Below are 14,865 nucleotides of genomic sequence, written 5' to 3' on the forward strand. Positions count from 1 at the left end.
AGTTGAGTGACGGCTCCGGATAAACGATCGTGAGCAGGTGCGCAGTATGTGGCGCGACCGAGCGCGCTGACACGACTTGGGGATTGCGATGACCGCACCGCTAGGTGATTCCGATAACCGGCCAACTGCCGGAACTGCCGATTCAAGCCGTAAGAGACGGCGCGAGCAGCGCAAGGGCGGCCGTGTTCTCATCGGGCTGAGCGCCCTTCTTTCCCTGAGTGCCTGCGCCAGCTGGCGCAACCCGCCGCCGAAAGACCCCGAGGCGCTGGCGGACTACAAGGAAGCCAACGACCCCTACGAGCCGGTCAACCGCAAGATGTATGGTATCCAGATGTGGGCCTATCATCACGCGCTGCGTCCAGTGGGCAAGGCCTGGGCCTGGGCCGTACCCAAGCCGATCCGAAACTCGATCGATAACCTGAACCAGACCTGGTACATGCCAACGGTCTTTTTCAGTGATGTCGGCGCAGGCAAGCCACGCCGCGCTGGCGATGACTTCATGCGTTATGTCATCAACATGACACTTGGCGCTGCCGGGTTCATCGACGTTGCAACATCGCTGGGCTATCCGCATCATGACAGCGATCCGGGTTTGACACTGGCGACATGGGGTGTACCGAGCGGCCCCTACCTCTTCCTGCCGGGCCTCGGCCCCAACACGCTGCGCGATGCTGGCGGCTACGCCATCGCGCAGGGCCTGTCGCCCATCAACTACGTGCCACGCGGCTATGGCCTGCTGACCTTCAACTGGGCCTATAACGTCGCTGGCGTGCTGGGCGGATTCTCGTCTCATATTGACGAGATCGATCAGGTCGAGCAGGATTCACTCGATCCGTACGCGTTTATTCGTAGCGCCTGGCAGCAGAACCGCGCCAGCCAGGTTGACTCGCTCCGCAACGACCACCGGGCGACCGTGCCGGACTGGTACAATTAAGGACCTCCCGACATGTTCAAAACCTGCATCTCTTTCTCCCGTCGCGCAGCGCTTGGCGTTCTGACCACAGCGCTCGTTTCCGTCGCAGCCCTGTCCACCCCGGCCCATGCTGAAGATGCACAGGGCTTCGTGACCGCTTTCGGTAGCAAGCTCGTCGGGATCATCAACAGCGACAAGGGCTTGGCTGAAAAGCGAGCCGAGGTTCTGCCGCTGCTTCAGAGCAATGTAGACATTGCCACCATCGGCAAGTTCTGCCTTGGACGCTACTGGCGCACGGCCACCCCTGATCAACAGGCCCAGTACCTGAAGCTGTTCCATCAGGTGCTGGTCAATGCCGTTACGGACAAGATCGGTGACTATCGCGGCGTGAGCTTCAAGGTGACCGGCGAGACCAACACCCCAAACGGTGAACTCGTCAGCGCCCAGATCATGCGCCCCGGCCAGCCGGTTGCCGATATGGGCCTTCTGATTGCCCATGACGGCGGCATGAAGATTGTGGACATGATCGGCGAAGGGACGAGCCTGCGTCTGACCCAGCGTCAGGATTACAGCTCCTATCTCGCCCGCAATGGCGGCAATGTCGCTACACTGATCAGCGCGCTCGAGCGTCAGCTCTCGCATCGTCACTGACGACACATCCTTTTCGTCGGGAGTTGTGATGCTCCCGACGAAAAGACCTGCTTCATGAAAATAGCCGTCCTTTCGGACATACACGGCACCTGATGCCGTCCTGACCGACTGCGCGTTGCAGAACGTCGACCAGAGGGTCATTCTGGGCGATCATTTTTCTGGTCCGCTCCTGCCCCTCGAAACAGCCCAAAGACTGATTTCCCTCGCCCCGACTGTCATAGCTGGCAATCACGAGTGGCAGCTTCTCACGCGATCATTTCATGAGATGGGGGAGGCCGACCGCTTTACCTGCGGACCCTCGCCCCTCATCATTTCGACTGGATGACGAGGCTTCCGACAACGCTTCGGCTGGAAAGCGATATCCTGCTCGTTCATGGCACCCCCACCAGCGGCCCGGCCTATTTCCTTGAAACTGTCGCGGTCGGGGGCCTGCGTCCCGCTACACGGGCAGAAATCGTCGCCCGCCTCATCCAGTGCGGTCATACCCATATCCAGCGCATGGTGGCCTTCGGAAAAGGGAGACTGGTACTCAATCCCGGCAGCGTGGGCCTGCCTGGCTGAGAGGATGACGAACCGTTCCCTCATCAGATCAGCAATGCCTCTCCACACGCGCGTTACGCGCTGCTCAACGGCGCAAACGGCAACTGGACTGCCAGCTTCCATACAGTCACCCATGACTGGGAACAGGCGGCACAAACTGCAGAAAGAAATGGCCGGCCAGACTGGGCCAAGGCACTGCGTACCGGGCGCCTTTAGGCCAGAGCAGGTTGCTTATCCTGCCTGATTTCGTAAACGAGCATCAAATACCCATCGCGCTTGAAGCTTTCCACATGGTGCATGCCGATACTGCCCAGCACGATGCGTGAGGGCATGTTGTCCTCGCGGGTGACGCCCACCACGCGTTCGACGCCGGCATCCAGCGCAAAACGCAGTGCAGCGCCCGCTGCCTCACGCGCGATACCACGCCCGGCGGCCTCGGGTACCAGTGCGAAGCGCAGGCCCAGACCGCGTCCGTCCGGACGCTCATGCAACCCCGTGATGCCCACGAAGCGATTATTTTCGCGAATGGTGAAAATACCGATGCCGCGCTTTGCCCAGAAAGCGAGGTCATCGGCCATTTCGTCCTCGACCTGCCGGAGCGAGCGGACACCCCCCAGCATACGCCCGAATGAGGCGCCATTGGTCTTGAGGCGAATCATGTCCTGCATATCGTGCCAGCTTACGGGCTGCAGCACGAGTCGCTGGGTCCGTATCTGACGCCCAAGCGTCACGATACGTACCCGGTCATGACATCGGCAAGAGAGATGTCAGAGAGGAACCGCTCCGACATCTTCATCCCTTAGCGTGCGATGGGGCGATACTTGATACGGCTCGGTTCGGTCGAATCCGGGCCAAGGCGACGACGCTTGTCTTCTTCATAGTCCTGGAAGTTACCCTCGAACCATTCGACATGGCTATCGCCTTCGAAGGCGAGGATATGCGTGGCTAGACGGTCGAGGAACCAGCGATCATGCGAGATGACCACGGCGCAACCGGCGAATTCCGCAAGAGCGTCTTCGAGTGCACGCAGCGTGTCGACATCGAGATCGTTGGTCGGTTCGTCGAGCAGAATGACATTGCTGTCCTTCTTGAGCATCTTGGCCAGATGCACGCGGTTGCGCTCACCACCTGACAGCACGCCTACGCGCTTTTGCTGATCGGAGCCCTTGAAGTTGAAGGCCCCGACATAGGCGCGTGACGGCACCGTGCGCTTGCCCAACTGGATGACATCCGTGCCGCCCGAGATTTCTTCCCACACCGTCTTGCTGTCGTCGAGCGAGTCGCGTGACTGATCGACATAGCCGAGCTTGACCGTGTCACCGATCTTGAGTGCACCGCCATCCGGCTGGTCCTGACCCGTGATCATCTTGAACAGCGTGGACTTACCCGCACCGTTCGGCCCGATCACACCCACGATACCACCCGGCGGCAGCTTGAAGTTCAAGCCGTCGATCAGCAGACGATCGCCAAAGCCCTTGGAAAGGTTCTCTGCCTCGATGACCGTGCCACCCAGGCGGGGGCCGGGGGTGATAACGATATCGGCCGTTCCACCGGCACGCTCCTGACTGGCGGCCAGCATTTCCTCGTATTTGGTGATACGGGCCTTGCTCTTGGCCTGACGGGCCTTGGGCGAGGCGCTGATCCATTCCTGTTCGGCGGCAAGGGCACGCTGGCGCGAGCTCTCTTCCTTCTCCTCCTGGGCAAGACGCTTGCGTTTTTGGGTCAGCCAGGAGGAGTAATTGCCTTCGAACGGATAGCCACGACCGCGCTCGATTTCGAGAATCCAGTTCGTGACATTGTCGAGGAAGTAGCGGTCATGGGTGATGACCATGACGGTGCCCTGATAATCGCGCAGGGTCTTTTCGAGCCAGGCCACGCTCTCGGCATCGAGATGGTTGGTCGGTTCGTCGAGCAGCAGCAGGTCGGGCTTTTCGAGCAGCAGGCGGCACAGGGCCACGCGACGGCGCTCACCACCGGAAAGCATGGTGACGGGGCTGTCGGCAGGCGGGCAGCGCAGAGCTTCGAGCGCGATCTCAAGCTTGCGGTCCAGCTCCCAGCCATCGCCAGCGTCGATCTTTTCCTGCAACTCTGCCTGTTCGGCCAGAAGGGCAGTCATTTCATCGTCGGTCATCGGCTCGGCAAAAGCCATCGAGATCTCGTTGAAGCGATCCACCGCGTGCTTTAGGTCACCGAAGCCGAGTGCCACGTTCTCACCGACGGTCAGGGACTCGTCGAGCTTGGGCTCCTGCTCCAGATAACCGATGCGCGCACCTTCAGCGCCCCAGGCCTCACCACCATATTCCTTTTCGATACCGGCCATGATCTTGAGCAGAGTCGATTTACCGGCGCCGTTCACACCGAGCACACCGATCTTGACGCCGGGAAGGAAGGACAGGGTGATGCCCTTGAAGACCTCACGGCCCCCGGGATAGGCCTTCGTCAGGTCCTTCATGACATAGACATACTGATAGGCGGCCATGACGGATCTCCTGATGGAATGGTCGGACGGAATAGGACGAGAACGCGGCTCGAGTGCGCTCCGCATAGGAGCGTAAAAACCCCTGCGCCCGGCAGGACTCGAACCCGCAACCAAGCCGTTATGAGCGGCCTGCTCTAACCAATTGAGCTACAGGCGCACAGGTTGTGCAGGAAATCGCGCAATTCGGCCCCATTTGCAAGACGACATGACAAAGAAATAGGTCTGTTCGTCATTTTGTCTGTCATTGCCTGCGAGAGGTCTCCCGCCGCATCACTGGCATCTCCCCAGCCTCGTACGATCGTGGTGCTTCAGGACAAGGGTATTGCACGAGCACCAAGATATGACTGGTTTCCACCCTGACCCATCCCTAAATCTGCCCACACATCAGAAGACGACCTGATCGGACGGTCATGACAGGGACAATAACGATGCCAGACAATACGACAGCACAAAGCCCCATGCCGCTCCCCTCGGCCGGGATGCGTATTGCGATACGCTACTGCACCCAATGCAACTGGATGTTGCGCTCCGCCTGGATCGCCCAGGAATTGCTGCAGACCTTCGGCACTGAGTTGGCAGAAGTCGCCCTCATTCCCGATACCGGGGGGCACTTCAGTATCATGGCGGGTGATCATCTGATCTGGGAGCGCAAGCGCGACGGGGGTTTCCCCGGCCCCAAGGACATCAAGCAGCGCGTTCGCGACGTGATCGCCCCGGAGCGTGATCTGGGCCATGTTGATCGGTAAATCACGGGCAAAGAGCATGATCCTCATCACATCTGCCCATAACCGTGACCAATAGAACAACATGGACGGTACATAACGTTACGGCGTCTGTGCAGGGAGGAAACGAGCGGTTAAGATAAGGCGATCAATTCACCCCCACCAGGACATGTAGTGATGGACGTCAGCAAGATCTCCCCCGGCAAATCCGTTCCCGATGACATCAATGTCGTGATCGAGATCCCGCAGGGCTCTTCGGTCAAATATGAAGTGGACAAGGAAAGCGGCGCCGTTTTCGTCGATCGCTTCCTTTTCACCCCGATGTACTATCCGGCCGCGTATGGTTTCATTCCGAATACGCTGGCTGCTGATGGCGACCCGGCCGATGCGCTGGTTCTGGCACCGGGGCCGATCGTTCCGGGTGCGGTCATTCGTGCGCGCCCCATTGGCATGCTGAAGATGGAAGATGAGAGCGGACAGGATGAAAAGATCATCTGCGTGCCTCACGACAAGATCCACACGCAGTATACCGATGTAAAAACGATTGACGATCTGCCTGAAATCACTCTGAAGGCAATCGGTCACTTCTTCGAGCGTTATAAGGACCTCGAGCCTAACAAGTGGGTCAAAGTCTCGGGCTGGGCAGGACCAGAAGAGGCCAAGAAAGCGATTATCGCTGCTCTTGAAGCCGTCAAGTAACACCACCACGCTGCAATAAACAGTGACCGGAAAGACACAGCGTCTTTCCGGTTTTTTATATCACAGCGCTGTGAGCCTAATCCGGCTTTCTGCCCCATTGCCAAATATAAATTAGATGTAATAAAAGGGTCATGTTGGGATAAGGAATGAAATACCTCATCCCGGAAAGTCACGGAACCTCGCGTTTTTCATCCGACTGGCGGATTGCCCTCATGTCTCTTCCCCGTATCTCCCCTAAGGCGCTGGGTGTCGTCACCACAGCTCTCGCTACCCTTGCTGCCATGCCGTCGGCCCAGGCGCAGTCGCCTCTGGCTGGGGGTGCGCCCAACGGCACAGGCCTTGCACCTTCGGTGCGTGTCTCGAGCCCGATCGGCACAGTCAATTTCCAGAATTCATCCGTCCCGCCCCTGCCCCATCCGGAAGCCATTTTCGATGATCCATGGGGATGGAACACCTGGCTGCGCCAGCATGGCGTCGCGATCCTTCTGGATACGACCAACGAATTCGCGGGTGCCATCACGAGCCCGACCAAAGGCCTGGGCCTGAGACAGGGCAGCAGCAATGCCGGTCAGTATGGCTTTGAAAACGATATCGACTGGGAAAAGCTTGCCGGTATTCGCGGCTTCTCGACCCACGCCGTGTTCGTCGGACGTTACGGTATTCCTGCCAGCCGCATGTTTGGTGACAACCTGAACCCCAGCCAGGAAATCTATGGTGGTGGCGGCAACGTGGTCGTTCACCTTGTCTATATCTACGGTGAAGAAACGCTGTTCAATGGTCACCTCGACATTGCCGCCGGTCGTATTCCGCTGCTGACCGACTTCTCGTCGAACCCGCTGTACTGCAACTTCATGAATAATGCCTTCTGCGGTAACCCGAAGGCCTCTTCTGACAATACCAGCCATTCATCCTACCCGGATTCGAACTGGGCAGCGCGTGTCCGTGTTCGTCCGTCGCAGTACACCTATCTGCAGGCCGGCGTTTACTTCAACACGATGGGCATCTACGGCGTGCAGCAGATGCGCACGGGCTTCAAGTGGAACGGCGCGGATATCAACGGCGAGGCCGCACCGGTCGAGTTCGGCTGGGAGCCGATCTTCGGCAAGGACAAGCTGCCTGGTCACTACAAGCTTGGTGGTATTGTCGATACGGCACCCCACCCGGACGTATTGTACGATATCAACGACAATTACTGGGCTGTGACGGGCCAGGCCCGCAAGGTTCACAACAACTCGTGGTCTGCCTATGCTCTGGCCGATCAGATGATCATGCGTCACAAGGGCAATGGTCCCGATGCCGGCATCACCCTGCTCGGCGTGTTCTACAACAACTCGCCTGTAACCCAGACGCGTGAACGTCAATACTCGATCGGCGTGCTCGATCGTGGTTTCTGGAAGTCCCGTCCGCTGGACGCCTGGGGTGTGAACTTCAGCTACATCCAGGTCTCCAAGAAGGTCAAAACCGCTCAGGAAATCCAGCAGAGCCTGGGTTATCAGACCCTGCTTAACGGCTCGTTCTTCCCGCAGACCAACGGGATGGTCATCGAAGCGATGTATCAGATCCGCGTCTGGCGCGGCATCACCTTCGCTCCTGATTTCCAGTACTTCATCCGTCCGGGTGCCCAGCAGGGCCTGAAGGATGCAGCAACACTCGGCTTCAAGTCGCACATCGAAATCTTCTGATCCTCACACGCCCCTGCCTCGCAGGGGCCTCGATCAACCTGCGCTATACACGCCCTTATTGCCTTTTCATCCCACGATGGAGGCGATAAGGGCGTCGTAGTTTTCGAGATAGCCCTGAAGCGACAGCTCGGCTTCCGCATGTCGACGGGCTGCCCGGCGCAAGCGGGCCGCCAGCTTTCGGTCCTCAAGAATTTCGAGGATAGACTCCGCAATGCGATCGGGTTCGAGAAACGGGGTCAGCAGCCCTGTCCGTCTATCCGTAATGAACTCTTCCACCGGAGCCGTCTGGCTTCCCACGATGGCGCACCCCGTTGCCATGGCCTCACGCAAGGACCATGAGGCGACGAAGGGATAGGTCAGATAGACATGCGCATCAGAGCGTCGCAGCGTAAGCCTGAACGTGTCGTAATCGACCTTGCCCAGAAAATGCACCCGATCGGTGTCGATGCGTCCCGCCACTTCCTTCAGGAAGATATCGCGCCAGCTTCCCGCATCTGAAGGAGGCGGCGCACCATAGCTTGTCCCGTCGCCACCGATCAGGACGATCCGTGTGTCGGGGCGTTCATCGAGAATACGCGGCAGAGCCCGCATGAAGCTATGGATCCCGCGATAGGGCTCAAGGTTGCGCGCCACAAAAGTCACAAACTTGTCCCCGGGGCGGATCACCTGGTCGCCGATAACGACATCGCTTTTGAACACCGCTTGATCTGGCGCACAGAGATCGAGATTGACCCCTTCGCGCAACAGGTTGATGCGGCTATGCGCCCAGTCGGGATACGTTCCTTTCTGAAACAGCGTGGGGGTCTGACCATGCTGGTTCAGGTTCAGGGCAAGGAGATTGATGGCGTTCTTGACCCGGACATTGGGCGCCAGATCGGGCCGGGGTGGAAATTCCGGATCAAAATCAACGTCATTCTTGTCAGTATGATAGAAGAACTCGAAATAGCCGAGAATGGGCGTCGAGGGATAAACATCGACCAGGTTGAGCAGTTCGCCCCAGCCATGATGCCCGATAATGATATCAGGGGTGTATCCAAGACCCTTGAGTGTCTGCGCTGCCCTTGCAACGGCTTCCGCTCGGCTCAGCCCCATCTCAAGTTCGCGTAGCGAAGGATGGGTATGAGGCGATACCACACGTTCCTGACGATAGAGAACGCGCCTGACCCCCGGCAGATATCCTTCATTGGCCTCGGAGATGAAAACGATCTCGTGGCCTCCCCGCTCATGAAGATGCCTGACCAGATGAAGAAACTGACCCGGGAAATTCTGGTGCACGAACAGGAAACGCAAGACGACAGAGCCTTCTGGCTGGCAGGGACACAGGGAACAGCAGGGCAGCATTCGCGCGCATCGATGCGGGACGCAGTTTCAGCCATTCGTCAGATCTGAGAGTGACAGGAAATCACAGCAAAAAAACAGCCCCGATACCGACCGGTACCGGGGCTGGCCCAAACTCAGGCGTCGCTCGTCTTGCGACGCGAGGCGGGCTTTTTAGCAGGTTTGGCGGCTCGCTCTTCCTTGGCAGCAGGGGCCACCGCACCGTTACGGGGCAGGATTTCAAGATGGAATGCCTCGAGCGGTGCAAGAGACTCGGCTTCCAGCGTTACGCCACCCGCGACCGGCCCGATGCGCGTGCCATCCGTGAAGGTCGCGCTGATCGCGATATCGAATTTTTCCTCGGCACCGTTCTTGAGACGTACGCATAGACCCAGAATCGGCAGGGCCATGCCACGCGATCCGCAATATTGACCGGCCTCGGCCCAGGGGGAGAGCCAACCCTTACCAAGAACAGCCTGATACTCGATATCTTCAGGTGCAACGAGAGATTGCGGCGCAATGCCGAAACCCTCAATCCAGTTCTGGCTGCCCGGCTCACCCATCCATTCCCCGATCTGGGCCAGTACGTCGCCACGACGCTGCACATGGGCGGCAAGCTCAGGCTTGAAATCAGGGTTGCTCGCAGCAGCAGGTGCAGGCTGGGCAGCGGGCGCAGCAGCCGGCGCGGCGGCCGCCGGATCGCCCGAGAGACGCGCCACCTGGATGCCAGGGGCAGGCAGCGAGCTGTCAGGCGCCTGGTATGTCGTCACCATAACCTGAGCAGGACCACGCGCGACACGAACAAGCGCCGCACCGGCACCTGCGCCGTGGCTGCTGCTGATCACACCATCATCTTCGAAGGTTTTGATCGTCACAATGCCGTTGGGCATGTTCGGCGCCTGCGTGACGGTCACCGCGGGATAGCCATTAACGCTCTGGACCGCGTATTCCGGCGGCAGGAACACACAAAAAAGACCGGCGTCAAAGGTCATCAGAGAAGCGTGAACCTTGAGCTGAACAACCTGCTCCGTCCCTGAAGAACTCGCGGAATTAGACATCTATATCGACCCATCTTTGATTTAGGTGTGCATTTGGGAATTTTGCACAATGTGGCTACAGAACTCTCCAAAGGAATAATCGGATGTATAGCACTACATACTACTCAGTAAAAGCTATATCATTTGATGTGAAAAGTGTAGCAACACATTACTCAATAGGGACACAGGCATACCGAGCGGCACCACAGACCCCCTGCCCTCACGCTGTATTCGCTCCGATTGCGCGCCAAGGTCGAAACTTACGGCGCGTAGCCGGGCATTCCAAAGATTGGAGAGCGCGAAACACCAGGTTTCCGGCCATATGGAGGGAATGAGGCCCAGATCGCATTCAAACGACTCGATAACGCTGACAGCCTCGTCTTCACGATACTCACCGGATATCTGGACATGACCCGTTGCCATGAGCCGGTCATCGTCGATGGTATAACCCGCGATAATATAATCGAGAGGCAGATTACGCTTTGCCGCATCCTCAGCCAGTTGCAGCACAATATCATAGCCCTTCTCCCGGCCGATCGCGCCAGGCACGCAGATACGCCGCCTCCCGCCATCCAGCGCGCGAGCGGGCTTTAAAGGCGGATAGTTACCGGTCTCCAGCGGTTCGAGCGTGATGTCCAGCCCGGCAAAATGCCGCCTGAAGCGTCTCTGCAGATCGAGCGATCCGGCCACGACCCTGTTGGCCTGCCGCAGACTCTGCTCGGATTGCGCCACGAGTTCCGCCACTGAGAGGCGCTCGTCAATCAGCGAGCCCTGCTGCGCTACGCACGCTTCGCATCCGGCCAGAGCAGGCTCTCCACAATAATGGTCATTCGGACCAACCAGGCAGATACGCGGGCAGAACCAGATATAATCGTGCAGGACGACATCCCATTTCATGCCCAGCGCACCCGCAAGATCATGCATGACCGGCGCGTGACCGAGCAGATGGTGCCATTCGATACGATCAGCTTTCATGCGGCGCAGGATCGATACGAAATCCAGCCATTCCTGCGGCAAATCAAAAACGAGATTGACCGTATCCCCGCCGCAATCCTCAATGCGACACCCCCGTTCGTGGGGACGCAGGATCAGAACCTGCTCCTTCCTCGCCTCTGCCTGCTGACGCCGGTGACTGATCACCCGCTCAACCCCTCCGCCGGAATCATGCGTTACCATGATCAGACAGGACGTCGCCGATTTGCGCCTTGCGATCATCCGCACAAGCCCGGCATTGCGTCGTATCAGACGCAGGGGGTCTTCAGCGATGAACACAGCGACCTGCTCATCATAACCAGGATGCAGCATGTTGAGCATGCGCAGATTGCGTTCCAGAAGCAGGCTGCGTGTCCGACCGAACGAGACCGAGCCGACATGCCTGACAAAAAGATCCGTTGCTGCCACATGACGCCACCCGAGGGCTGAGGCACGGCAACAGAAATCATTCTCCTCACCGTAGCCCTGCGCGAAGATATCGACATTCAGCAGCCCGGTTTCTTCGAGACAATCCCCGCGTATTGCCATGCAGAATCCGTTACCGGTCGGCAGATCGATAAGCGCAGTTTTTGGAAGAGAGGCAAACACCTTGTCCAGCGACAGGGCTGTACGCCGATCCGGCACAGGGTTCGGCCGCGCTACACAGGGATAGGACAGGATGCTCGCATCGTTGGAGAAAGGGGTAACCGTGCCAACACGATCTGCGCGATCAAGCCATGCCCGCAGACGGGCAGCTCCCCCCTTGGGCAGCAGGGCGTCACTATTGAGCAGGATCACGTCGCGCCCTTGTGCGCAGGCCAGCCCGGCATTGGCGCTGGCCGTGAAGCCACGATTCTCTTCCTGAATGATAAGTGTTATCGCGCCCTTTGCAGCAAATTCTGCGAGCATGCTGCGCAAAGCTGGCTCAGGAGAGCAATCATCGACGACCAGGCATTCCAGATCGTCGCTCTTGTCGGTCAGCACAGCCTCTATACAGCGTCGGGTCAGATCATGATCGCGATAGGCGGGTATGACCGCGAGGCATCCCGGCACACGGCGTCCCATTGGAGGATGGCGCGGCCGGTTGGCAACGACGACTTCATCCTCAGGCGCCTGAAAGGCTAGCGTCGTACCAGCATGATCGAGAAGCGCCATCACCGCAGGCGCGAGCGGACTACCCGTCAGGGATTGACCGTAACGATCGCGCAGGTGAACCACCCCCTTAGGCAAGGTGTCGAGCGCAAGTGCGAAATGGCGTGGCCGTGCGAGCGGTTTTTCAAGCAATGTCGCCTGCTCGAGCTGCGACGCCGTGAGATCGAAATGGCTGTCGCCGGCCTCGACGATGACATGGGGCGTGAAATCGGGATCTGCCGGATACCAGATCCAACCGTCCAGCGCATGGCGACGCACTGACACAAAACCCTGCATATGGCGTATGGCCGTCAAATCGATCGGAGCGCCATAAAGCAGCTTGCCGCCGCACTCCGCGCTCAACAACGACGCCTTCATCCACCTCTCGGGCAGAACAAAGGGAAGCGCGACATCAGTGGCAACGATCTCACCATCGAGGCTGATCGTAACCGGCCCCTGCGCTTCGCCGCGCATGACCCCCTCATTGCTCGTCGCGCACCAGCCAGGGCAGCCCGACCGGGCAGCAAAATGCCGCGTCCAGGGCAGCACCTCATCGGCGGGGGCATAATGCGCCAACATACGGCCGAAGATACCGACGGCTTCATCCATGCGGCCGAGATGAGACAAGGCGATGGCCTGGCCCACCAGCGCCTTGCGCATGACAAAGCGCTTGGCGATCCACGCGAAACGCGTGACCGCCTCTTCCCACCGAGAGGCCGAAAGCAGCGCCATGCCATAGGCAAAGATCACATTAGGATCATGATGCGCCATGCGGGCTGCGCGCCCGAGCCAATAAAGAGCCGCCTGTGCGTCGCCGTTATTCGAAGCATCCGTGCCGCGGCGATAAGCATCCTGCGCCCGGGCGTCGTGCCACCTTTGCCAGTCGGCCCGGTCTTTGGCTGTCACCACATGGCCATAGCCCGACTGGACCGGAGGTGGCCGGCGGGTTGAGGGCTTGCGCCCTTCAGCCATGTCTACCCAGACGGCGTTCGAGCTTCGCAAGTTCTACCGCAGCATCATTCACGCCCTGAGCCTGGGCACGCTCAAGCCATATACGGGCCTCTACCGGATTGACCTCACCAGCAAGACCCCGCTTCAGATAACGGCCCAACATCAGTTGACCAAGCGCATGGCCACGTTCGGCCGCGCACCTGAACCAGCGCTGCGCCTCGCGGCGGTCAACCGCGACATCGTGGCCGCCACCCAGCATGGCACCGGCAGAGAACATGGCATCGACATATCCCTGCTCGGCAGCCTGTCGATACAGAGCAAGCGCGCGCTGATGATCTTTCCCCTCAGGCGCCCGACCCGAAACCAGGATCTGCGCGAGCAGAGTCATGGCTTCAGACATGCGCGCCTGCGCAGCCCGATCAAGCCATCGCAAGGCGAGATCCATGTCATGCGGGACACCCCGCCCCTCCAGATACATGCGCCCCAGCCAGTATTGCGCATTCACAACGCCATCGGCTGCACGCTGCATCCAGTATGCAGCCTGAGTGTCATCGCGGTCGATCCCGACCCCCTCGGCGTAGCATACGCCGAGATTGAACGCGCCCACGAGGTCGCCCTTCTCGGCCGCCTGAAGGAAGCGTTTGCGCATGGCATCACGGTCCTGCTCGGAACCAACACCGGTCAGTGCAAGATTGCCAAGATCGGCATCGGCCACCCGGTCGCCGCACTCGGCAGAGACACGAAACCACTTTGCAGCTTCATCCGGGTCCCGCTGCACCCCTGTGCCAGTCAGATAGAGCAGCCCCAGCCCTCGTGCAGCAGCCCCATGACCCAGTTCGGCAGCAATCTGGTACCAGGTTGCTGCCTCCAGATAATTCGGGGCCATTTCCTCACCCCGAATATGCAGATCGCCCAAAAGCGCCGCAGCTTCGGCGTCCCCCCCCATCGCAGCGCGGCGAAGCCAGGTCTCCGCCCGGTCCAGCCTGCGTCGAACGCCCTTGCCTTGCAGAAGATAGAGCGCATAGCGCGTTTGTGCCTGAGCGACACCGCGTTCAGCAGCCTTTTCGAAATAGCCGGCGGCTGCGGTGAAGTCAGCCTCCTGCCCGATGCCTTGCTCGTTGATCCAGGCAAGGAAATAAAAAGCCGTCGCAAGCCCTGCCTGAGCGGCGAGTTTGAGCTCGGCGGTGCCTCGTGCCAGATCATTGTCTGCGGTCGGGTTGGTATGAAGAGCCATACCCAGACCAAGATGCCCCTGGGCCGAACCCGCAGCCGCAGCTTTTTCATACCACTCCCGCGCCTGTGCAGGATCGCGCAGATCTTCGGGGCCGTTTGTCAGTATATAGCCAAGTAGCGCCTGAGCATCGGGCTGGCCCTCATTGGCTGCCAGACGGCTCCAATGCGCCGCCTGATGAAAGTCAGGAATCCGTTTGCGTTCACGGTTGTCGATCAGGATTGCCGGGCGGTTTTCGTCAAAACCTTCGGGAAAGCCCATGAGATAGAGTGTGCCCAGCATGAGCCGGGCCTGCACATGACCGTCTTGGGCAGCCTTGCGCATCCATTTCGTGCCATCCTCAAGACTGGGGGGGGTTCCCCAGCCCTCCAGATACGCCTTGCCAATGCGATACTGTGCCTCGACGCTCCCCTGCGTCGCGAGCGGGCCGAGCAGAGCAAAACCCTGAACGGCGTTTTCGCCAGACTCGATCTGGGTGATCGCATAATTGAGTCGCGCATCACGCGAGACCATTGATGCGAGACGTGATTTTAAAGCCAC

12 protein-coding genes and 1 tRNA gene are annotated in these 14,865 nt (G+C 59.3%); 6 read left to right on the top strand and 7 right to left on the bottom strand.

What is annotated here, in order from left to right; genetic code table 11:
* Nucleotides 1-88 precede the first annotated feature (88 nt).
* The 3 genes from P792_RS30285 to P792_RS38005 all read left to right on the top strand — a co-directional run bounded on the left by P792_RS30285 (nt 89) and on the right by P792_RS38005 (nt 2,125).
* Nucleotides 89-934, top strand: a complete 846-nt coding sequence (locus P792_RS30285; protein ID WP_023979098.1) for a VacJ family lipoprotein — start codon at nt 89-91, stop codon at nt 932-934.
* Between the two features lie 12 nt (nt 935-946).
* Nucleotides 947-1,564: a phospholipid-binding protein MlaC gene (locus tag P792_RS30290; protein ID WP_031241026.1), complete on the top strand. Its 618-nt coding sequence runs from the start codon at nt 947-949 to the stop codon at nt 1,562-1,564.
* A 321-nt stretch (nt 1,565-1,885) separates the two neighbouring features.
* Nucleotides 1,886-2,125, top strand: coding sequence for a metallophosphoesterase (locus tag P792_RS38005; RefSeq protein WP_023979101.1), 240 nt, complete (start codon nt 1,886-1,888; stop codon nt 2,123-2,125).
* Between the two features lie 191 nt (nt 2,126-2,316).
* On the opposite strand, the gene P792_RS30300 is transcribed toward P792_RS38005, so the two are convergent.
* From P792_RS30300 to P792_RS30310, 3 genes are all read right to left on the bottom strand, one after another.
* The gene (locus tag P792_RS30300; protein WP_023979102.1) at nt 2,317-2,835 is read right to left on the bottom strand and encodes a GNAT family N-acetyltransferase; all 519 of its coding nucleotides are present in this window, start codon (nt 2,833-2,835) and stop codon (nt 2,317-2,319) included.
* A 68-nt stretch (nt 2,836-2,903) separates the two neighbouring features.
* Nucleotides 2,904-4,583: an energy-dependent translational throttle protein EttA gene (gene ettA / locus P792_RS30305; protein WP_023979103.1), complete on the bottom strand. Its 1,680-nt coding sequence runs from the start codon at nt 4,581-4,583 to the stop codon at nt 2,904-2,906.
* 83 nt (nt 4,584-4,666) lie between these two features.
* Nucleotides 4,667-4,740 (bottom strand) — tRNA-Ile (locus tag P792_RS30310).
* Between the two features lie 271 nt (nt 4,741-5,011).
* On the opposite strand from P792_RS30310, the gene P792_RS30315 reads away from it, so the two are divergent.
* The 3 genes from P792_RS30315 to P792_RS0119210 all read left to right on the top strand — a co-directional run bounded on the left by P792_RS30315 (nt 5,012) and on the right by P792_RS0119210 (nt 7,686).
* A complete protein-coding gene (locus tag P792_RS30315) occupies nt 5,012-5,329 on the top strand; it encodes a SelT/SelW/SelH family protein (protein ID WP_235075476.1) in 318 nt (105 codons plus the stop codon).
* A gap of 153 nt (nt 5,330-5,482) precedes the next feature.
* Nucleotides 5,483-6,004, top strand: a complete 522-nt coding sequence (ppa, locus tag P792_RS30320; protein ID WP_023979105.1) for an inorganic diphosphatase — start codon at nt 5,483-5,485, stop codon at nt 6,002-6,004.
* 212 nt (nt 6,005-6,216) lie between these two features.
* The gene (locus P792_RS0119210) at nt 6,217-7,686 is read left to right on the top strand and encodes a carbohydrate porin (RefSeq protein WP_081866847.1); all 1,470 of its coding nucleotides are present in this window, start codon (nt 6,217-6,219) and stop codon (nt 7,684-7,686) included.
* A gap of 66 nt (nt 7,687-7,752) precedes the next feature.
* Here P792_RS0119210 and P792_RS0119215 read toward each other — a convergent pair whose 3' ends face one another.
* From P792_RS0119215 to P792_RS30335, 4 genes are all read right to left on the bottom strand, one after another.
* Nucleotides 7,753-8,976: a glycosyltransferase gene (locus P792_RS0119215; protein ID WP_031241028.1), complete on the bottom strand. Its 1,224-nt coding sequence runs from the start codon at nt 8,974-8,976 to the stop codon at nt 7,753-7,755.
* A gap of 164 nt (nt 8,977-9,140) precedes the next feature.
* Nucleotides 9,141-10,061 (bottom strand): hypothetical protein, encoded by a 921-nt coding sequence (locus P792_RS30325; protein ID WP_023979107.1) that lies wholly within the window; start codon nt 10,059-10,061, stop codon nt 9,141-9,143.
* 114 nt (nt 10,062-10,175) lie between these two features.
* Nucleotides 10,176-13,115: a glycosyltransferase gene (locus P792_RS30330; protein ID WP_023979108.1), complete on the bottom strand. Its 2,940-nt coding sequence runs from the start codon at nt 13,113-13,115 to the stop codon at nt 10,176-10,178.
* Complete coding sequence (locus tag P792_RS30335; RefSeq protein ID WP_023979109.1) at nt 13,108-14,865, bottom strand: tetratricopeptide repeat protein; 1,758 nt, start codon at nt 14,863-14,865, stop codon at nt 13,108-13,110. The genes P792_RS30330 and P792_RS30335 overlap by 8 nt, the downstream gene beginning before the upstream one ends.

The organism is Asaia sp. SF2.1 (assembly GCF_000505765.1).
Lineage (GTDB): Bacteria > Pseudomonadota > Alphaproteobacteria > Acetobacterales > Acetobacteraceae > Asaia > Asaia bogorensis.

Coding starts and splice junctions, on each gene's coding strand:
- P792_RS30290 (WP_031241026.1), top strand. CDS start 947: ATGTTCAAAACCTGCATCTCTTTCTCCCGTCGCGCAGCGCTTGGCGTT.
- P792_RS30325 (WP_023979107.1), bottom strand. CDS start 10,061: ATGTCTAATTCCGCGAGTTCTTCAGGGACGGAGCAGGTTGTTCAGCTC.
- P792_RS0119210 (WP_081866847.1), top strand. CDS start 6,217: ATGTCTCTTCCCCGTATCTCCCCTAAGGCGCTGGGTGTCGTCACCACA.
- P792_RS30330 (WP_023979108.1), bottom strand. CDS start 13,115: ATGGCTGAAGGGCGCAAGCCCTCAACCCGCCGGCCACCTCCGGTCCAG.
- P792_RS30285 (WP_023979098.1), top strand. CDS start 89: ATGACCGCACCGCTAGGTGATTCCGATAACCGGCCAACTGCCGGAACT.
- P792_RS38005 (WP_023979101.1), top strand. CDS start 1,886: ATGACGAGGCTTCCGACAACGCTTCGGCTGGAAAGCGATATCCTGCTC.
- P792_RS30315 (WP_235075476.1), top strand. CDS start 5,012: ATGCCAGACAATACGACAGCACAAAGCCCCATGCCGCTCCCCTCGGCC.
- ppa (WP_023979105.1), top strand. CDS start 5,483: ATGGACGTCAGCAAGATCTCCCCCGGCAAATCCGTTCCCGATGACATC.
- ettA (WP_023979103.1), bottom strand. CDS start 4,583: ATGGCCGCCTATCAGTATGTCTATGTCATGAAGGACCTGACGAAGGCC.